This is a genomic window from Vibrio sp. LaRot3 (assembly GCF_027587025.1).
In the GTDB taxonomy this organism is placed as follows: domain Bacteria; phylum Pseudomonadota; class Gammaproteobacteria; order Enterobacterales; family Vibrionaceae; genus Vibrio.
This window is the reverse complement of the sequence record NZ_JAPPTI010000002.1, coordinates 353371-371701: the sequence shown is the minus strand read 5'-3', so window position 1 is coordinate 371701 and position 18331 is coordinate 353371. Positions and strand designations below refer to the sequence as shown.

Genomic DNA, 18331 nt, shown 5'->3' with positions numbered 1-18331 from the left:
CTTGGAATATCCAAGCCTTTTCAAGTGTTACTGCAACATTAAGTGTGGTAGCGGCTGAGAATCGCGCCCAAGTTCTGTGACGCTTTGGTCAGGTTATGGACACCGAACGATGATTGCTCTGCCACTTCTTTGATGTTATTTGACTGAGCTCGAATGTCACTCAGCTCTTTGGCAATGTCGGTCGCGACTGAGCTTTGCTCTTGCGCAGAGGTCGAAATATGCAAGCTCATGTCATTGATGGCTTGCGCAGACTGGTAAATCGTTTCGATGTCGTTACCAATAGAGGAAACGATCTCGCTGCTTGCCTGAGCTTGAGTCACCGTTTGTCCAGTGATGTTCGCAATACTCGCGCTTTCTTGCTGTAGCTTTTCGATCATGGCTTGAATTTCAACTGTGGCTTGCTGAGTACGGCTTGCCAGTGTACGAACCTCATCGGCAACTACTGCGAAACCACGCCCTTGTTCGCCTGCACGAGCGGCTTCAATCGCAGCGTTAAGTGCAAGCAAGTTAGTCTGCTCAGAAATTCCGTTGATGGTAGTGATGACTTCACTGATCTGGCTCGTGTTGTCATTGAGTGAAGACACCGAAGAAGACGTTTGCTCAATGTAGCTAGAGAGCGTGCCAATTTCATTAATGGCTTTTTGCACGCGCTCAGCACTGTCACGAACATGCTGACTATCTTGTTCTGATTGATTTGAAGCTCGATCTGCAATTTGCGTCACTTCTTGCGCCGATGCAGTCATCTCTTCCATGGCTGTCGCCACAGAATCAAGAGATGTGTACTGGCGGTTGATTTCTGTTTCACTGTGTTTCATCTCTTCTTCAAATGAAGATGACGTCTCGCCCAAGGTCGTTGCGCTCTCTTTTACAGCCACTACAAGCTCGGTTAGGGTATCCATTGCGCGGTCAAGGGCACAGCCGATGGTGCCAAACTCGTCACGACCCGGGTGGAAGCCTAAACGAGAGGTTAGATCGCCTTCAGAAATTTTAACCGTTGTGGTGTAAAGCACCCAAAGTGCACCACCAAGGAAGGTCGCAACCCAATAGACAAATAATGCAAATGGAGCAATGAAGAGTAGGCTGAGTAATAGGCTAGTGGTTGCCTCACTTTTAGCCGCTTGTATCGTTTGAGCGTGGTTCTCGCTTAAACGATAGAACTGACCCTGCTTATCTTGCGCATAAGCAGTGACCGTTGTGCCCTGAATTGAAGGCGCACCAAGTGTTGCTGAGCTCACTGGTTCAAGGCCGGGTATGTTATTAGTAGAAGCCGCGGCGCTTAATATACCGTCAAGTCGAGCTTCGACTTTCACCATGGCAAGTTGTTCGGCATGAGAGATTTGGTCGAGATAACGGTTACCGGCAACGCTTGCGAGCGAAATAACGAATAGAGCGAAAATCGCCCACATTTTGTCGTTAATAGACATTTTTATGAATAGACGGTCAATTGTCCTAAATTGAACTTCTTTCATGTGAACTCCATTTTATTATTTTATGTCAGTGTCAATCTATAAATTGACAGTCAACAAGTATGCGCTGAAGCACTAAAAACATGAAACTAATGTTGGATAAATAATCAATATTGAGAAGTTGATCGACCTGTTAGGTGATGGGGTTCATAAAACAATTGAACGATAGCGAATTGTAGGAATGCAAATGGTCGCGTTGGGTTTAAGAAGTGACTGATAGGGGAAATACAAAAAGAAAAGACTCAGCGAATAGAGGTTTCGCTGAGCCTTTCTAGGAACAAATTGACGCGTTATCCCAGCGAGGGAAGTACACCAGCGCTAATCAGTAACTGAGCACAAACAATCAGTACACCGCAGGTGAAGCAAGTCACCAATCCAATATGACCCCCTTTTACTTGGTATGCTACGTTAGCGGCGAGCTTACGAGTTTTTGATACCATCACGATAGGTAAGAAGATGGCTAAAATGGCCAGAGCAATGGCGGCGTAACCCAGTGCCATAATAAAGCCTTGCGGATAAAATAACGCAAAACACATCGGCGGTAGGAAGGTAATTAAACCTGTGATGCTGCGATTTAGAGCCTGTGAGCGATGAGTACTGTTTTTCTTCAGTGTATCGCCTAAAAACTCAAATAGCCCTAAGCTCACACCTAAGAATGAGGTTAAAAGCGCAAGGTCTGCAAAAATACCAATCGTCCCGGCTAGATTGGATTCGCTCACGGTTGAAGCCAACGTACCAATCAGCGCGCTTAAGCCTTGATTTTCGAGCAGTGTCGATTGGTTAATCACACCCAAAGTAACGACTTGCCAGAATACGTAAATGATGAGAGGGATTGCAGAGCCGATCACAATCGCCTTACGTAGCGATGGCGTATCGCCATCTAAGTAACGAACGATTGCAGGAATGCTGCCGTGAAAGCCAAACGAAGTAAAAATCACAGGAATAGAAGCAACGATTAAGCCTTGCTGAAGCGGCATACTCATTAAGTACGATTGCGTAACATTTGGTGCAAGGAATAATAGCACGCTCGCCATTGCGATCAGCTTAAGAGTGAAAAGTAGGCGGTTAACTTTATCAACTGTGGACGTACCCACCGTAACCACACCTGCCACTAGCATTGTAAAAATGACTACGCCTTGAGTGGCTGTTACTTCAAGATCAAACCACTGCGCTAAACGATCACCGAATTGCGCGCCACCACCTGCGATGTAGGCTGCACACAACGAGTAAAACAAAAATAGCATAGCGAAGCTCGCAAGCCATTTTCCTTTATCACCTAATATCTGCTTGGCAAGAGTATGTAATGTCGCGCTACTGTCTGCGTGTTGGTGCAGCTCGATCATGATGAGCGCGGTATAGGCCATTACAGCCCATAAAACAGCCATCATTAAAAGGGAGGTTGAAAAGCCTATGCCTGCCGATGCCAAAGGTAATGCGAGCATACCCGCGCCAATGGTTGTACCGGCGATGATCAAAGTGCTTCCTAAAATCTTTGATTTACTCATCTGTACACTATTCTTTACTTAGGTTGAGGTTCGTAGCGGTTATATTCCAAATAAAAAGGGTTTATTGGCTATAAACACTGGGATGATCGTATATTGTGAGAAAATAGACCTAAGATCAAGCGTTGTGTAAACATTTTTATCCTTGCGTGTAAACTAAAGTATACGGCGGAATGAAATCGTATTCACTCATGGCAGGCAAACGTTTACCTATCGAAAGTGACGCAAAAGTGATTAAAAAGGCTTCCCCTGTTCAAAAAACTGTCATATAAAGTCGATATAAAGGATATGCCCGACGCAATGTTGGGCTTTTTATTTTAAGTAAGGAGGTCCCATGAGTGACCAAACATTCAATGATGAATGTCTTGAACTGCTAGATGCGATGGAAATAGGCATCGCACTCTCAGAATATGAGCAGTCTCTAGAAGAAAGCAGCGGCGAATAAGCGGTCTGCATCCCTGATAAGCCAGTGCCCCGCACTGGCTTTGTGTTATTGTTACCCCCATGAACTATCTTGCTCATCTACACATCGCTCATTTATGCCAATCAAGTTTAACTGGTAATTTGCTTGGGGATTTTGTGCGTGGTAACCCTGAAGGCCGTTGGTCTACCTATATCGTGAAGGGTATTCGTATGCACCGATTCGTCGACTCTTATACGGATTCTCATCCACTACTCGCCGATGCGAAGGCTTTTTTTGACCCTCGCACTCGCAGGTTCGCGGGTATTGCGTTAGATGTATTTTGGGACCACTGCTTAGCCAATCAATGGCATCAGTATCATGAGCAAAGTTTAGAGTCGTTTGCGCGCACTTCGGGCGACCGTTTACTCGCCGCGCAGCAGCCGGATTTTCCGCAAACCTATTTGGCTGTGGTTTCTCGTATGGTTCAAGGGCAGTGGCTAGTCTCTTATCGTGAAATGGATAATATTCATTTTGCTTTGCAGCGGATTTCACAGCGTAGGCCGAAATTTGAGCCTGTTGCTGAGTGCTCGAAAGTCATAGAGACGCACTATCAAGAGCTCAATCAGTGTTTTGAGTTGTTCTATCCAACCTTAATTGCTGCAAGTAAGCAGTTTCAAAGCTCGCAAAGCATATAGCATCTCACCCCTTATTCATTATAGAATCGCCCGGTCTTTATTACGGGTAGTTTATTATGTCTCAAGCCTTTGCCGGCCTCGGCCTTTCTTCTGCACTCCTTGCCACGATTGATCAGTTGGGTTTTTCTCAGCCGACTGAGGTTCAACAGCAAGCAATTCCGCATGTTTTGCGCGGAGCAGACGTACTTGCTGGCGCTCAAACTGGTACCGGTAAAACGGCGGCATTTGGTTTGCCGATTATTCAATCGCTCGTGGAGCAGGGTATTGAACGTGACGTTCAGCGTAGTGATGTGACGGCTTTGATACTTGTACCAACGCGTGAATTGGCTCAGCAAGTGTTTGATAACATGACCGCTTATGCCAAAGAGACGGATTTGCATATCGTTACGGCCTATGGCGGCACAAGTATGAATGTGCAAACCAAAAACTTGCTACATGGCTGCGATATTTTAATTGCAACTCCCGGACGCCTACTCGACCATCTATTTTGCAAGAATATCTCGTTGCAACGTACTAAAACACTGGTACTCGACGAAGCCGATCGTATGCTTGATATGGGCTTTATGCCTGACTTGCAGCGCATTCTTAAAAAGCTGAACCCTGAGCGACAAACGCTGTTCTTTTCAGCGACGTTTGATAAAAAAATCAAAACCATCGCTTATAAGATGCAAAATGACCCTGTAGAGGTTCAAGTGAGCCCATCAAACAGCACCGCAGATACAGTGGAGCAGATGCTCTTTCCTGTAGACAAAAAACGCAAAGCAGAGCTACTTGCTTATCTCATTGGTTCCCGCAATTGGCAACAGGTGTTGGTGTTTACGAAAACCAAACAAGGCAGTGATGCGCTTGCAAAAGAACTAAAATTGGATGGGATAAAAGCGGCCTCAATTAATGGCGATAAAAGCCAAGGTGCTCGTCAAAAAGCATTGGATGATTTTAAATCTGGCAAAGTTCGCGCTTTGATTGCTACCGATGTAGCGGCACGAGGCCTCGACATTCAGCAGCTAGAACAAGTCGTCAACTATGAAATGCCGTTTAAAGCGGAAGATTATGTGCATCGTATTGGCCGAACGGGTCGAGCAGGGCAAAAGGGCTTGGCAGTCTCTTTAATGAGTCGTGATGAAGAGTACTTACTTGAAGCGATTGAAAGGCTGCTAGACACACGTTTACCGCAACAATGGCTCGAAGGTTTTGAGCCGAGTTTGATTGAAGAGATTGAGCCGGATAAAGCGCCACGCCGTAAAGGTCGCAGCTCAGATAAGCGAAGAATGAAAGCAAAGTTGAAGATTCATGCCAATAGAGGCAAGAAAAAATAACACGAAAACAAAAAGCGCCAGCAATTGCTGGCGCTTTTTAGTTTAACAGTTGTCACAACAGCCTGTGTCATAAACAAGCTCAGCTACGCTGCTCGGCCTAAGTGCTTTGTCTGCCGGGATATGGAATCTATTCAACATGACTTGATTGAACAAGTTCCAATGGTTCAGTAAGCATTGGTCGTAGCTGTCGGTCTCATCTGCCCAAGTTTCACGCATGAAAGGCTCAAGACTTGCCGCGCCGTGACCATACATGATCATCTGCCATTTGATTTCCCAAATCTTCACTGGTGACTCAGGAAAATCGCGATTGTACTCAGCCGCAATTTCATCAATGATTTGTTGCAGGCTACCTGACTTATCGATGAAGTAGTCAAACAAACCTTCTTCTTGTCGCACCGCATCGGCAATCAATTGAATTGGTCGTTTAAACGTCAGCATATGAGCGAGCAGTCGCACAGCGAAGAAGTACAGTTTTTCGTTCGCCGCTGCATCTTTGGGAATATGCTTGATGATGGTCTTTAGATACTCTTGCATAAAATCATGCAAGCTATCGCTGATCGCATGCCAGATCTTCTCTTTGCTACCAAAATGATGTCGGATCAAGCTATGGGAAACCCCAGCCTGTTCACTGATATTTCGGATAGAAACACGCTCATACCCGAGAGTACAAAACATATCCGCAGCTACTTTCAGTATCTCACGCTTCGTGTTCTCGGCATCTTGTGCGCTTCTACGCCCTTGTTTTCTTTCGGTCATACTCTTACCAACCTCTGTATCGCGACGTATTTCTACCAGAAATGTAATCCTTTTTCATCAATAAATAAATACTGCACAGTTGGAAAATAAATGTTGATCTCATTTCTCGGATGAATATACTGCACATGTGTGTAGTAAATATAATGAAGAGATTTTCCCATGCTCAACAACAAAATGAAGTTGAAGCCACTCGCTACCCTACTCAGTATGGGCGCTATTAGCCTGTTCTTAAGTGGCTGCAACCAAGCGAATTCAGAAGAGACCGCACCAATCGTAAAACCCGTTAAGTTGATGCAAGTGCCAGACAATGCACAGCACCAATACGATTCATTCATCGCCAAAATAGATGCAACCGAACGCGCAGGTTTATCTTTCCAAGTGGCGGGAGAAATAGAACATATTTTTGTCAAGATGGGCTCTCAAGTGAGCAAAGGGCAAACTTTAGCGAAGCTCGACCCAACCGATTACCAACTTGCATTAGATGCTAAGCAAGCTGAATTTGATTTAGCGAACACGGCTTACCAACGCGCAAAAACTTTGTTTGGTAAAAAGCTGATTAGTACTGATGATTTTGATCAGCGCGAGACTGAATACAAAGCGGCTAAATCATCACTAGAGCAAGCCAAAACCGATCTCACTTATACCCAAATTATTGCTCCGTTTGATGGGGTTATTTCGCTCTCATTTAGTGAAGAACATCAGGTTGTGGGGGCAAATCAACCGGTTCTTAATCTCATCAACAACAAAATCATGGATGTGGTGTTCACAATCCCAGTGACGTATGTCGAGTCGCATGGCTTAGAGCGTATTTCTAACTCAGCGTTAAGCGTGACGATGGATAGCCACAAACAAATTCAAATTCCTGCCACGTTCAAAGAGATTTCAACCAAGCCAGACACGGATACTAACAGCTACCGCGCTGCTGTAACGATTGAGCGTCCTGAGCATCTCAACCTACTGTCTGGTATGACGGGGCAAGTTAATCTGCAAAAGCGTGATTACACCAAAGGTGTCATGTTGTCTGATTCAGCGTGGGTTTCACGCGATGGGGAAACCGGTACGGTTTATCGCTTTGATGAGCAGACGCAAATTATCAACGCTGTCACCGTTGGCATTGATGACAATGGTCATGTGACTTACGGATTGAACCCGGGTGACTGGGTTGTTGAAGCGGGTGTAGAGAAATTGGTATCGGGCCAGCAAGTTAAAGCTTGGGCCAAAGAAGGGGGCATTTAATCATGCGCATCAAATATTCAGCACTGGCTTTAGCAGTAGTCGCATTGACAGGGTGTAATACCGACGTACAGCACCGTGAGAGACCTTCTTTAGAGGTGAATACTTTTGAAGTCGCTGCCCCTATTTCAAGTCAGTTTCGCGTGTTTAATGGTCAAGCAATGGCGGCAGAGCTTACGCCTCTGTCATTTAGAATCGATGGTGAAATTAGTTCAATTTTGGTTCAAGAAGGTGACCGCGTAGAGAAAGGCCAGGTTATTGCTTTACTTGATGATGCGAAAGCGAAACAGACACTGTTTGATGCTCAAGCGCGATATGAACTCGCGCTTAAACAGCACCGTCGTGGTCAAGAACTCCACGGCACGAGCATGATTTCAAAAGCTGAGCTTGACCAATTAGCAGCGGGCTTAAAGTTAACCAAAGCGCAGTTAGGTTCGGCGCAATCTCAGGTGAAATATACCCGTTTACGTGCGCCTTTCGCCGGCATTGTGTCTGATGTAGATAAACAGAAATTCGAGAACACCTCGCCGGGTGAAACCGTGGTGTCCATTTATCAAGATGACAAGGTATACGTGAAAATTAATGTTTCAGACACCGTGTTAGCAATGGTAGAGCCGGGCTTAAACAAACGTAAATATCATCCGCATGCGACGTTCGCAGGTCATGAAGGTTCGTACACCGTAAATTATCTAGAGCACACTAGCGAACTTCACCCAGACAGCCAGTCGTACGAGTTTTGGTTGTCTATGCCACAAACCGATCCCGCGGTACTGCCGGGTACAAGTGTCAAAGTGTCTGTTGATATGGTTGCCGCGGGGATTGGTTCTCAGCAAGGTTTCCAGTTACCGATGACTGCAATTGATGCGGGTACGACAAGCAATGAGTTCTTTGTTTGGAAGTTGCAAGGCGATGTGGCGCACCGCGCGCCGATCAAAATTGAGCAAATTAACGGCTCGGGTGCCATTGTCGGCAGTGGCGTAACTCAAGGCGATATTTTGATTAATTCAAACCTACGTAAATTGAGAGAAGGTATGGAAATTAAAGGAGCACAGCTGTGAACATTGCTGAGTATTCAATAAAAAATAAAGTAATCAGTTGGTTGTTTCTTATCATCCTTGCGGTTGGCGGTGTTTCTTCATTTAACCAGTTAGGCCGTTTGGAAGACCCTGCATTCACCATCAAAGATGCGATGGTTATTGCAACGTATCCGGGGGCGACTTCTCAAGAAGTGGAAGAGGAGCTGACCTATCCGCTAGAAAAAGAGATCCGTAAGCTCCCATATATCGACAAGATTACTTCGACCTCGTCAAATGGCATGTCGCAAATCATGGTCAGCATGAAAATGGAATATGGGCCTGATCAATTGCCACAAATTTGGGATGAAATGCGTCGTAAGATTAATGACTTAACGCCAATGTTGCCATCAGGAGTTAACTCATTGCAGATCATCGATGATTTTGGTGACGTTTACGGCATCATGTTGATGCTAACCGGTGACGACTACGATTACATCGAGCTAAAACGCTACGCTGATTATTTAAACCGTGAACTTGAGCTAGTAGAAGGTGTCGGTAAAGTTTCTATTGCCGGAGATCAACAAGAGCAGCTGTTTGTTGAAGTGTCGCTTGAGCGTCTTGCGGCGGTCAACCTCGATATGAACACCGTAGTGGGCTTACTTAACCAACAAAATAGCGTTCAATCTGCTGGTGAAGTAATGGTTAATGGTCAGTCTTTAACGATTCGACCAAACGGCACAATGAGCACTGAGCAAGAGCTTGAAGACCTGATCATTCATGGCCGTGATACCGGTAACCTCATTCGCCTAAAAGATGTAGCGACTATTTCGCGTGGTATTCAAGAAAAGCCATCAAACATCATTACGTTTAACGGTAAGCGCGCAATCAACCTTGCAATCTCATTTGGCGCAGGAGTGAACGTAGTTGAAGTAGGTAAGGCGATAGATGCAAAACTCACCGAGCTAGAGAGCATTAAACCAGCCGGCGTGGAAATTGATCATTTCTACAACCAAGCCGCAGAAGTAGAAAAATCGGTAGACGATTTTATCGTTAGTCTGGCTCAAGCGGTTGGCATCGTAATCGTTGTATTACTTTTCACTATGGGTATGCGCAGCGGCATCATTATCGGTGCAGTATTGCTTCTAACGGTGTTTGGCACCTTTATCTTAATGCAACGTACGGGCATCGAGTTACACCGTATCTCGCTTGGTGCGCTGATCATCGCTCTAGGTATGTTGGTAGATAACGCCATTGTGGTGGTTGAAGGTATTTTAGTCGGCCTTAAGCGTGGAAAGTCTAAGCTGCAAGCAGCAATGGATATCACCAAGCAGACTCAATGGCCGCTACTTGGCGCGACAATCATTGCTATCACAGCCTTTGCACCTATCGGCTTGTCTGAAGATGCGACAGGTGAGTTCATGGGCTCGCTATTCTGGGTTCTGTGTTATTCACTCTTCTTAAGTTGGATTACTGCACTTACGTTAACGCCCTTCTTATCTGCGCTTCTACTTAAAGAAGAAGACAAGAAAGAGGGTGAGGTTGAAGATGACCCGTACAAAGGCGTCATGTTTACCGTGTTTGGTCGTATCTTGAAATTTGCTTTACGTTTTCGTTGGTTAACCGTAGCGAGTTTGATCACTTTGCTGGTGGGTGCGGTTGCTGGCTTTGGTATGGTGAAACAACAGTTCTTCCCTGCATCGAACACACCAATGTTTTATGTCGATATGTGGATGCCAGAAGGCACAGATATTCGAGAAACTTTGCAAGAAACACAAAAGGTTGAAGCTTACATTCGTGGTAAAGACAACGTTGAGTTTGTGTCGACCACAACAGGTCAAGGGTTACAGCGCTTTGCGTTGACCTATCAACCTGAGAAGAGCTACGAAGCGTACAGTCAACTGCAAGTCCGTACAACGACACGTGAGTCTATGTTCGAGCTGCTGCATGAGCTAGATAGTAAGTTGGCTAAAGAGTTTAATACGCCAACATTCCAGTTTAAGTTGATTGAGTTTGGTCCATCGCCAGCGTCGAAAATAGAGGTTCGTATTACTGGTGCTGATCCACAAGTACTGCGCAATATTGGCACTCAGGTAGAGGATGTGTTACTGCAAGATCCCGGTGCACGTAACGTTCGTCATGACTGGCGTGAGCGTACTAAAGAGTTAGTTCCTCAGTTTAACGAGTCTAAAGCACGTCGCCTTGGCATCTCAAAAGCGGACGTTTCTAACACCTTACAAATGGCCTTTGGTGGTTCATCAATCGGCTTGCTGCGTGATGGCACTCATATGTTACCGATCATTACACGTTTGCCTGAACAAGAGCGTGTCGATTTTGAATCGATCGCCAACGTTAAGATTTGGAGTCCTTCACTGCAAACTTACATTCCTGTTGAGCAAGTCATTGATGGTGTATCGCTGGATTGGCAAGAGCCACTGATTCAACGCCGTGACAGAAAGCGCACTCTAACGGTGCTTGCAGACCACGACATATTAGGTCATGAAACCCCAGCAAGTTTGTTTAGCCGAGTTCAACCAGCGGTTGAGGCAATACCTCTTCCAGAAGGTTACAGCATCTCTTGGGGTGGTGAGTATGAGTCATCGAAAGATGCGCAAACCATGCTGTTTGCTTCATTGCCAATGGGCTACTTACTGATGTTCATCATCACTATGCTGCTGTTTAACTCTGTACGTAAGCCCCTGGTTATTTGGTTTACTGTTCCATTATCAATTATCGGTGTTTCGATCGGTTTATTAGCTACAGATATGCCATTTAGCTTTACTGCGTTTTTAGGTCTACTGAGCTTGAGCGGTATGATTTTGAAGAACGGTATTGTACTGCTCGACCAAATAAACATCGAGCTAAGTGCCGGTAAGGATAAATATCAAGCGGTTTATGACAGTGCGATTTCTCGTGTTCGTCCGGTGAGTATGGCCGCGTTAACCACCATACTTGGCATGATTCCATTGGTATTTGACGCGTTCTTTGGCTCAATGGCTATTACGATTATGGCAGGTTTAGGCTTTGCAACTGTTCTTACTTTGATTGTGGTGCCAGTGCTATTCGCTATTTTCTATAAGATTAAACCAATTACTGCCTAATTAATTGTCACAAATTAGACGATTGAAATATTGCCCCGACCTAAGTGTTGGGGCTTTTTTATACGACTTTAGTATTAATAGGAATTATTAATGCTATCTGCATAATTAATAATGGAATTTAATTTCTTGATAGAGTTGTTAATTTTGTTTTGATTAGACTAAAGTCGCCATAAATATTTTCTGTTTTACCGATTATATTGCCTAAACTATCAATTGAAATAAAAGTGCTAAGTTGTTGAAATATTGTCATGAAAACTAAATATGAATGGTTAATATATTTAAATTCAACTACTTAACAACGTGGTGATGAATTTGTTATTAATGTAACTCTTTTAAATTCAGTGGTTTGTTGTGTTTATAACATAAAATCAACATTTCATTGTTATGAGATCTCGTTCAACTTTATGCATATTGTTTGATAAATTATTTGAAGTGTCATAATTCCCGATTAATTTTAATTAGTAGATAAAGTCGAAAACTAAATATCGACAATGACTTATTTTGGTTTGGTGTAAATTATAAATCACCCAAATAAGAGTTAGCTTTAATATTTAACTTGCTGTAATGAACGGAGTCTATTAATGGAAAAGATCGCTTTGATCACGGGATCAAAAGGCGGAATTGGGTCTGCTATTTCAAATAAACTTGTTGAACAAGGTTATCGTGTCATTGCTACCTATTTTACGGGTAAGCATGAGTGCGCGCAGAAATGGTTTAAAGAGAACGGATTTACCCAAGAACAAGTTCGCTTATTTGAACTCGATGTGACCGATACTGAGCAATGTGCTGAGCGTTTGGCAGCGTTGCTGAATGAAGAAGGTACGGTCGATGTTGTGATCAACAATGCCGGTATCACCCGCGACGGTGTGTTTAAGAAAATGACCGCAGAATCGTGGAAGGATGTAATCGATACCAACCTAAATAGCGTTTTCAACGTCACGCAACCATTGTTTGCCACCATGTGTGAAAAAGGTGGTGGGCGCGTCATTAATATCTCATCAGTAAACGGTATCAAAGGTCAATTCGGCCAAACCAATTATTGCGCAGCAAAAGCGGGCATGATTGGTTTCTCTAAAGCATTAGCAGCAGAAGGCGCACGCGCTGGCGTCACGGTCAATGTTGTTGCTCCTGGTTATACGTTGACGCCGATGGTCGAGATGATGAAGCCAGAAGCGCTCGAATTTATCAAAGATCAAATCCCTATGCGCCGACTCGCAGAGCCACAAGAAATCGCAGAAGCGGTGAGCTTTTTAGTCAGTGATGCTGGTGCCTACATCACAGGTGAAACCCTGTCGGTGAATGGCGGCTTGTACATGCAATAAGGGATTGAACATGGAAAAAGTATTTGTAGTTGCTGCAAAACGCACACCGATTGGCGCTTTTGGCGGTTCATTGAAAGACGTGGCGGCGGGTGATCTTGCTGCGGTTGCCATTAAAGCTGCGCTTAATGAGGCGAACTTAGCCGGTGAACAAGTTGATGAAGTCATCGTTGGTAACGTAATTGGTGCAGGGCAAGGTATGAGCGTAGGCCGCCAAGCTGCCTTGTATGCAGGTGTACCAGAAACAACACCAGCGTATAGCGTCAATATGGTGTGTGGCAGTGGCATGAAAACCGTCATGGACGCGGTAAGCCATATTCGAAGTGGTGATGGTGAAGTCATCGTGGCGGCAGGTGTCGAAGTGATGTCTCAAATTCCATTTGTGATTCCAGCATCTGTGCGAAATGGCCACAAAATGGGTAATTTAGTTACCACAGACTTACTGATTAACGATGGTCTAACCGATGTGTTTAACCAATATCACATGGGCGTGACAGCGGAAAACGTCGCATTACAAGTTGGAATCAGTCGTGAACAACAAGATGAATACGCATTAAGTAGTCAGCAAAAAGCGGTGGCCGCGATTGAAGCAGGTCGCTTCAAATCAGAAATCGCCCCAGTTGAAGTCAAACAGCGTCGCCAAATCGTCAACTTTGACACTGACGAATATCCAAAAGCAAACGCAACGCTAGAGGGTCTACAGAAACTACGCCCTGCGTTCGATAAAGAAGGCTCCGTCACTGCTGGTAACGCATCTGGTATCAATGATGGTGCAAGTGCGATTGTACTGGCGAGTGAGAGCGCTGTTAACAAGTACAACTTAAAACCAGTGGCAGAGGTAGTGAGTTACGCACAAGCGGGAATCGATCCGAAGGTAATGGGGTTAGGGCCAGTACCAGCGGTAACTACTGCACTACAAAAAGCCAACTTAACCACCAGCGATATTGATGTCTATGAGCTAAACGAAGCGTTTGCTGCACAAGCGCTTGGCGTTATTCATGAGCTTGCTCGTGAACATCAAGTTTCGGTGGCAAGCATCCAAGAAAAGGCGAACCCGAATGGTGGTGCAATTGCGTTGGGCCATCCTTTAGGCGCATCAGGAAACCGTATTCTAGTTTCACTGATTCACGAACTAAACCGAAGTAGCGGCCAGTATGGCGTTGCCTCACTTTGTGTTGGCGGAGGTATGGGTACCGCTGTCATCGTTAAATCTGTCGAATGGAATTAATTTTTTATATTTAGGAGTAATACTCATGTACACCGATTTTTTCAAAAGCTTCACTGATCAAACAGAAAAAAGCCTAGAACCGTACATCAAGTTCAATAAGTTAGTGACTAAAAATGTCGAAGTGCTAACAGAGCTGCAATTGAACGCAATTCGTACATACAGCGAGATGGGTTTAACTCAAATGAAAGCCGCGAGTGAAGTGAAAGATGTAACATCACTGACGGCGTTTAATGGCCAACAACTTAGCGTGTTGTCAAAACTGTCACAGCAAATGATGGATGACAGCAACAAGCTGCAAAGCATTGCCAAAGAGTTCAAAGATGATGTAGAGCAGCTAACATCGGAAAACCTTAAGACAGTGACTCCCGCATAACCACTGACTTATCTTTGCCGCCTTTGTTCCCAAGGCGGCTTTTTTCCGATTATAGGAGTTGCAAACATGTTTCAACACTTCTTTTCGGACTACCTTGTGAAGCTCCAAGAAACCAATCAACAATGGTGGCAAGATTTAGAACTGAACAGGGCAGCCGTAAACACCCCTCTTAACAAGGCCATGCAAGAAGTGAATTTCGAAGATACCGCAAAGCTTTTTGAAAGTGCCGCGAATCAACCTGCAGCGCTGTTAGAAATTCAAACCAAATGGTGGCAACAACAGCTAGAAATTTGGCAAAAGGTTGCATTAACAGGCAATACTGAAAGTGTGGTAGAAGCAGAAAGGGGCGATAAACGATTTTCCAATGAGAGTTGGCAAAATGAGATTGTGTTTAATTTTATTAAACAATCGTACCTACTCTTTAGCCGCAGTTATTTAGAAGCGATTAATGGCATCGAAGGGTTAGATGTAAAAAGCAAAGAACGGTTAATCTTCTTTTCTCGCCAAATGATCAATGCACTTTCCCCTAGTAACTTTATCGCGACCAATCCCGAGTTACTCAAATTGACCATCGAACAAAACGGCGAAAACCTGCTAGCGGGTTTGGACCAGTTTAAAGATGATCTCGAATCCAGCGCGGATATTCTTAAAGTTCGAATGACCAACAATAACGCCTTTAGAGTCGGTGATGATATCGCCAACACGAAAGGCGATGTGGTTTATCAAAACGAGCTTTTTGAGCTGATTCAGTACAAGCCGCTGACTAAGCAGGTTAACGCGACACCATTGCTGATCGTGCCGCCTTTCGTCAACAAGTACTACATTCTTGACCTCAGGGAAAAGAACTCGATGGTGCGTTGGCTGTTAGAACAAGGCCATAGCGTCTTTATGATCTCTTGGCGTAATCCGGGGGCGGCGCAGCGTCATGTCGAGTTTGGCGATTACGTCACCGAGGGCGTAGCAAAAGCCGTTTCAGCGATTGAAGATATTACCGGGCAACCGCAAATTAATGCTGCGGGCTATTGCATTGGTGGTACGGTGCTGGCATCAACCATTGCGTACTATGCTGCGAAACGTATGAAGAAACGCATTAAAAGCGCAACGTTCTTCACTACGTTACTCGATTTCTCTCAACCGGGAGAGGTTGGGGCATACATCAATGATCCGGTCATCAACGCTATTGAGATTCAGAACAACGCTAAAGGCTATATGGATGGGCGCTCACTGAGTGTGACATTCAGCTTATTACGTGAAAACAGCTTGTACTGGAACTACTACGTCGACAACTATTTGAAAGGCGCGAGCCCGGTTGATTTCGACCTGCTCTACTGGAATAGCGACAGTACTAACGTAGCAGCACCAACGCATAACTTCATGTTACGTGAACTCTATCTTGAGAATAAATTGGTCCAAGATAAAGGCGTGAAAATTGGTGGCGTTTGGATTGATTTGGATAAGATAAAGATTCCAAGTTACTTCATCTCAACCAAAGAAGATCATATTGCTCTTTGGCAGGGTACTTACCGTGGTGCGCTTAATGTGGGTGGCAATAAGACCTTTGTACTTGGCGAATCTGGCCACATCGCGGGTATCGTTAACCACCCAGCTAAGAAGAAATACGGCTATTGGGTTAACGATAGCTTAGATGACAGCGCTGAGGAATGGTTGACCAACGCCACTCATCAAGAGGGTTCATGGTGGACGCACTGGCATCAATGGCTGATGGGCTTTAACCCAGACGAGCAAGTTGAGCCATTCAACCAAGGGAGTGACCAGTTCCCAGTATTAGGTGCTGCGCCGGGTGATTACGTTAAGCAAGTTCTCCCTATTGTGGAAGAAGTTAAACCCCAAGAGGAAGAAGTAGAAGCGTAAACGCCAGTCATCCAATCACTACTAGTGAAACACAAAACGAAAGGGAGCTTAGCTCCCTTTTTTCTGACTAGAGTACTTTCAATTTGAGCGGATACGCCCCAGTTTATGAGTCACTATTTAGGGCTATTTCTCTGCATATAATGTCGATCTATTCGGCAAAGCCATAAAAGAGTTTGGAGACAATTCTCATTTTGAACCATTGTTGTGTTTTCACTCGTTAGGTAAGTGTATATTTTGCCAACGATTTCACAAATTTCGCGGTATGAGTTTGTTTGAAAAAATAAGTAAAAAGTCTGTTTTTGCAGTAGTCGTTTTGACTTCAGCATTGGTTTTCTTATTAGGTAATAAGCGCAGTGATGGTGAGTTAGTTTTGCCTAAATGTACGCTAAACAATACAGTTTCAACATCTATCACCTTCTTCGTCGACGAAAAAATCAAACAGAGTGCCTCCATTGATGTGGTGAACGAGCGCATTCTAGATGCCATCAATTACTCCAATCTTGTGCTGTCTAATTCGTGCGTCCCTATGACTCGTACCCTTGAAAAAATAGAATGGGTTAAACTGCCGGATCAATCTGCCGTCGACAGCGATACTTTGCATTTACAACTGTTAGATGTAGTAGGAGAAGCGCGCATTAATCAGATGAGGCGAGACAAAACGGCCTATTATGGTCTAGTACTTGAAAAGCAGCACAACTATGTACTAGGTAACGTTGCTGCATCAGAGCATGTTAACTTCAACGGTAGCTTCTTTATTTTGGCTGAAAATGCCGCCCTTAATACACTCGAGCATGAGCTTGGTCATATCGCTTGGGCGATGCACGCGGACACTAAGCCAGTTGCGTCATTGGATAAGTGGGTGAAATCGAAAATACCTCGTGAACATCATCATAAGATAAAGGCGTATGCTAAGGGTTTCTCGTGCAAAGGTGCGGGTACGGTTATGAGCTTCTCTGAGGTCAGCCTGCCTGTGTATTCTTCTCCAGATGTTCAATATGATGGTGAAGTATGCGGCGATGCAAAACATGGCGATAACGCAAGACAAATGAAAGAATACGCGCTGAGTTTGATGGATAAAGCGAGAATTTAAGGAGATGAAAAAGAGATGAGCATGATGCGTAACCTAGCACTGATTGGTGCTGTGCTCACTTTAGTTGGGTGTTCTGAGCCAATTCCGGATGATAAACAAGACTACATTGGTCTTTGGCAGAGCGAACAAATGCATTTGCTGATCAATGCAGATGGCACCATAGACTATAAGCGAGAAAGTGAATCAAGAACTACGACCATTGAAGCGCCGATCACCGAGTTTAACGGTGACGATTTTATCGTCGGTTTTCTTTTCATCGAAACAGAGTTTGATGTCATGCAACCTCCGTATATTGATGGTGGTGAATGGAAGATGATCGTCGATGGTGAAATATTGACTAAACAGTAATTAGTTAAATGAGAATTGCTTTCATTAATCGTTTTTAGTACCGTACATCCCATCAATGTTGATTTTACTAAAAGTGCTTAACTCTATGGCCGTACTCGATATTTTGACCATTCCTGATCCTCGCTTAAGGGTGAAAACTCATCCTGTGCAAGACGTAACTCAAGTTCAAGGGTTGGTCGATGACATGCTTGAAACGATGTATAACACAGGTAATGGTATTGGTTTGGCAGCTCCACAAGTGGGGAGTGACCAATCGGTCATTGTGATTGATATTTCAGAAAATCGAGATGAACCTTTAGTACTGATTAATCCTGAAGTTGTGCGCGGTAGTGACAAAGCGATGGGGCAAGAAGGGTGTTTGTCTATTCCCGGTTATTATGCCGATGTAGAGCGCTTTACCTCTGTAACGGTTGATGCTCTCGATAGAGAGGGAAACAAAATAACCATAGAGAGTGATGAGTTTTTAGCGATTGTCATGCAACACGAGATTGACCATTTACTCGGTAATTTATTTATAGATTATCTTTCACCTTTAAAGCGAAAAATGGCGTTGAAGAAGGTGAAGAAAGCCAAGCGAAATTAATTTACGATATACAAGAAAGGAGCCAGTTGGCTC

15 protein-coding genes are annotated in these 18331 nt (G+C 44.4%); 12 read left to right on the top strand and 3 right to left on the bottom strand.

Annotation, left to right across the window (positions count from 1 at the left end; all coding sequences use genetic code 11):
• Positions 1 to 38: 38 nt before the first annotated feature.
• Positions 39 to 1469 carry a methyl-accepting chemotaxis protein gene (locus OH461_RS08410; RefSeq protein ID WP_270020188.1) on the bottom strand — a complete coding sequence of 477 codons (1431 nt, stop codon included), beginning with the start codon at positions 1467 to 1469 and terminating at the stop codon, positions 39 to 41.
• A 287-nt stretch (positions 1470 to 1756) separates the two neighbouring features.
• Complete coding sequence (locus OH461_RS08405) at positions 1757 to 2971, bottom strand: aromatic amino acid transport family protein (RefSeq protein ID WP_270020187.1); 1215 nt, start codon at positions 2969 to 2971, stop codon at positions 1757 to 1759.
• A 501-nt stretch (positions 2972 to 3472) separates the two neighbouring features.
• On the opposite strand from OH461_RS08405, the gene OH461_RS08400 reads away from it, so the two are divergent.
• Together OH461_RS08400 and OH461_RS08395 are read left to right on the top strand one after the other, a co-directional pair.
• Positions 3473 to 4066 carry an acyl carrier protein phosphodiesterase gene (locus tag OH461_RS08400; protein ID WP_270020186.1) on the top strand — a complete coding sequence of 198 codons (594 nt, stop codon included), beginning with the start codon at positions 3473 to 3475 and terminating at the stop codon, positions 4064 to 4066.
• A gap of 56 nt (positions 4067 to 4122) precedes the next feature.
• Positions 4123 to 5382 (top strand): DEAD/DEAH box helicase, encoded by a 1260-nt coding sequence (locus tag OH461_RS08395; RefSeq protein WP_270020185.1) that lies wholly within the window; start codon positions 4123 to 4125, stop codon positions 5380 to 5382.
• Positions 5383 to 5424: 42 nt separating this feature from the next.
• Here OH461_RS08395 and OH461_RS08390 read toward each other — a convergent pair whose 3' ends face one another.
• A complete protein-coding gene (locus OH461_RS08390) occupies positions 5425 to 6138 on the bottom strand; it encodes a TetR/AcrR family transcriptional regulator (RefSeq protein ID WP_270020184.1) in 714 nt (237 codons plus the stop codon).
• Between the two features lie 159 nt (positions 6139 to 6297).
• Here OH461_RS08390 and OH461_RS08385 point away from each other — a divergent pair, with 159 nt between their 5' ends.
• From OH461_RS08385 to def, 10 genes are all read left to right on the top strand, one after another.
• Entirely contained in the window at positions 6298 to 7374 is a 1077-nt protein-coding gene (locus OH461_RS08385; protein ID WP_270020183.1) for an efflux RND transporter periplasmic adaptor subunit, read from the top strand.
• 2 nt (positions 7375 to 7376) lie between these two features.
• Entirely contained in the window at positions 7377 to 8429 is a 1053-nt protein-coding gene (locus OH461_RS08380; RefSeq protein ID WP_270020182.1) for an efflux RND transporter periplasmic adaptor subunit, read from the top strand.
• On the top strand, positions 8426 to 11485 hold the full coding sequence (locus OH461_RS08375; RefSeq protein ID WP_270020181.1) for an efflux RND transporter permease subunit: 3060 nt from the start codon (positions 8426 to 8428) through the stop codon (positions 11483 to 11485). The genes OH461_RS08380 and OH461_RS08375 overlap by 4 nt, the downstream gene beginning before the upstream one ends.
• Before the next feature lie 581 nt (positions 11486 to 12066).
• Entirely contained in the window at positions 12067 to 12807 is a 741-nt protein-coding gene (locus OH461_RS08370) for an SDR family oxidoreductase (RefSeq protein ID WP_270020180.1), read from the top strand.
• 10 nt (positions 12808 to 12817) lie between these two features.
• Positions 12818 to 14032, top strand: coding sequence for an acetyl-CoA C-acetyltransferase (locus OH461_RS08365; RefSeq protein WP_270020179.1), 1215 nt, complete (start codon positions 12818 to 12820; stop codon positions 14030 to 14032).
• 25 nt (positions 14033 to 14057) lie between these two features.
• Positions 14058 to 14405, top strand: coding sequence for a phasin family protein (locus tag OH461_RS08360; protein WP_270020178.1), 348 nt, complete (start codon positions 14058 to 14060; stop codon positions 14403 to 14405).
• A gap of 66 nt (positions 14406 to 14471) precedes the next feature.
• Positions 14472 to 16277: a class I poly(R)-hydroxyalkanoic acid synthase gene (phaC, locus tag OH461_RS08355; RefSeq protein WP_270020177.1), complete on the top strand. Its 1806-nt coding sequence runs from the start codon at positions 14472 to 14474 to the stop codon at positions 16275 to 16277.
• 313 nt (positions 16278 to 16590) lie between these two features.
• Entirely contained in the window at positions 16591 to 17367 is a 777-nt protein-coding gene (locus OH461_RS08350) for a hypothetical protein (RefSeq protein ID WP_270020176.1), read from the top strand.
• Positions 17368 to 17388: 21 nt separating this feature from the next.
• Positions 17389 to 17715, top strand: a complete 327-nt coding sequence (locus OH461_RS08345) for a hypothetical protein (protein WP_270020175.1) — start codon at positions 17389 to 17391, stop codon at positions 17713 to 17715.
• An 85-nt stretch (positions 17716 to 17800) separates the two neighbouring features.
• Positions 17801 to 18298 (top strand): peptide deformylase, encoded by a 498-nt coding sequence (def, locus tag OH461_RS08340; RefSeq protein WP_270020174.1) that lies wholly within the window; start codon positions 17801 to 17803, stop codon positions 18296 to 18298.
• The last annotated feature ends 33 nt before the right edge of the window (positions 18299 to 18331 follow it).

What these genes read in the sequence shown, in the direction of transcription:
- OH461_RS08410 (WP_270020188.1), bottom strand. Translation starts at nt 1,469, where the DNA reads ATGAAAGAAGTTCAATTTAGGACAATTGACCGTCTATTCATAAAAATG.
- OH461_RS08405 (WP_270020187.1), bottom strand. Translation starts at nt 2,971, where the DNA reads ATGAGTAAATCAAAGATTTTAGGAAGCACTTTGATCATCGCCGGTACA.
- OH461_RS08400 (WP_270020186.1), top strand. Translation starts at nt 3,473, where the DNA reads ATGAACTATCTTGCTCATCTACACATCGCTCATTTATGCCAATCAAGT.
- OH461_RS08395 (WP_270020185.1), top strand. Translation starts at nt 4,123, where the DNA reads ATGTCTCAAGCCTTTGCCGGCCTCGGCCTTTCTTCTGCACTCCTTGCC.
- OH461_RS08390 (WP_270020184.1), bottom strand. Translation starts at nt 6,138, where the DNA reads ATGACCGAAAGAAAACAAGGGCGTAGAAGCGCACAAGATGCCGAGAAC.
- OH461_RS08385 (WP_270020183.1), top strand. Translation starts at nt 6,298, where the DNA reads ATGCTCAACAACAAAATGAAGTTGAAGCCACTCGCTACCCTACTCAGT.
- OH461_RS08380 (WP_270020182.1), top strand. Translation starts at nt 7,377, where the DNA reads ATGCGCATCAAATATTCAGCACTGGCTTTAGCAGTAGTCGCATTGACA.
- OH461_RS08370 (WP_270020180.1), top strand. Translation starts at nt 12,067, where the DNA reads ATGGAAAAGATCGCTTTGATCACGGGATCAAAAGGCGGAATTGGGTCT.
- OH461_RS08365 (WP_270020179.1), top strand. Translation starts at nt 12,818, where the DNA reads ATGGAAAAAGTATTTGTAGTTGCTGCAAAACGCACACCGATTGGCGCT.
- OH461_RS08360 (WP_270020178.1), top strand. Translation starts at nt 14,058, where the DNA reads ATGTACACCGATTTTTTCAAAAGCTTCACTGATCAAACAGAAAAAAGC.
- phaC (WP_270020177.1), top strand. Translation starts at nt 14,472, where the DNA reads ATGTTTCAACACTTCTTTTCGGACTACCTTGTGAAGCTCCAAGAAACC.
- OH461_RS08345 (WP_270020175.1), top strand. Translation starts at nt 17,389, where the DNA reads ATGATGCGTAACCTAGCACTGATTGGTGCTGTGCTCACTTTAGTTGGG.
- def (WP_270020174.1), top strand. Translation starts at nt 17,801, where the DNA reads ATGGCCGTACTCGATATTTTGACCATTCCTGATCCTCGCTTAAGGGTG.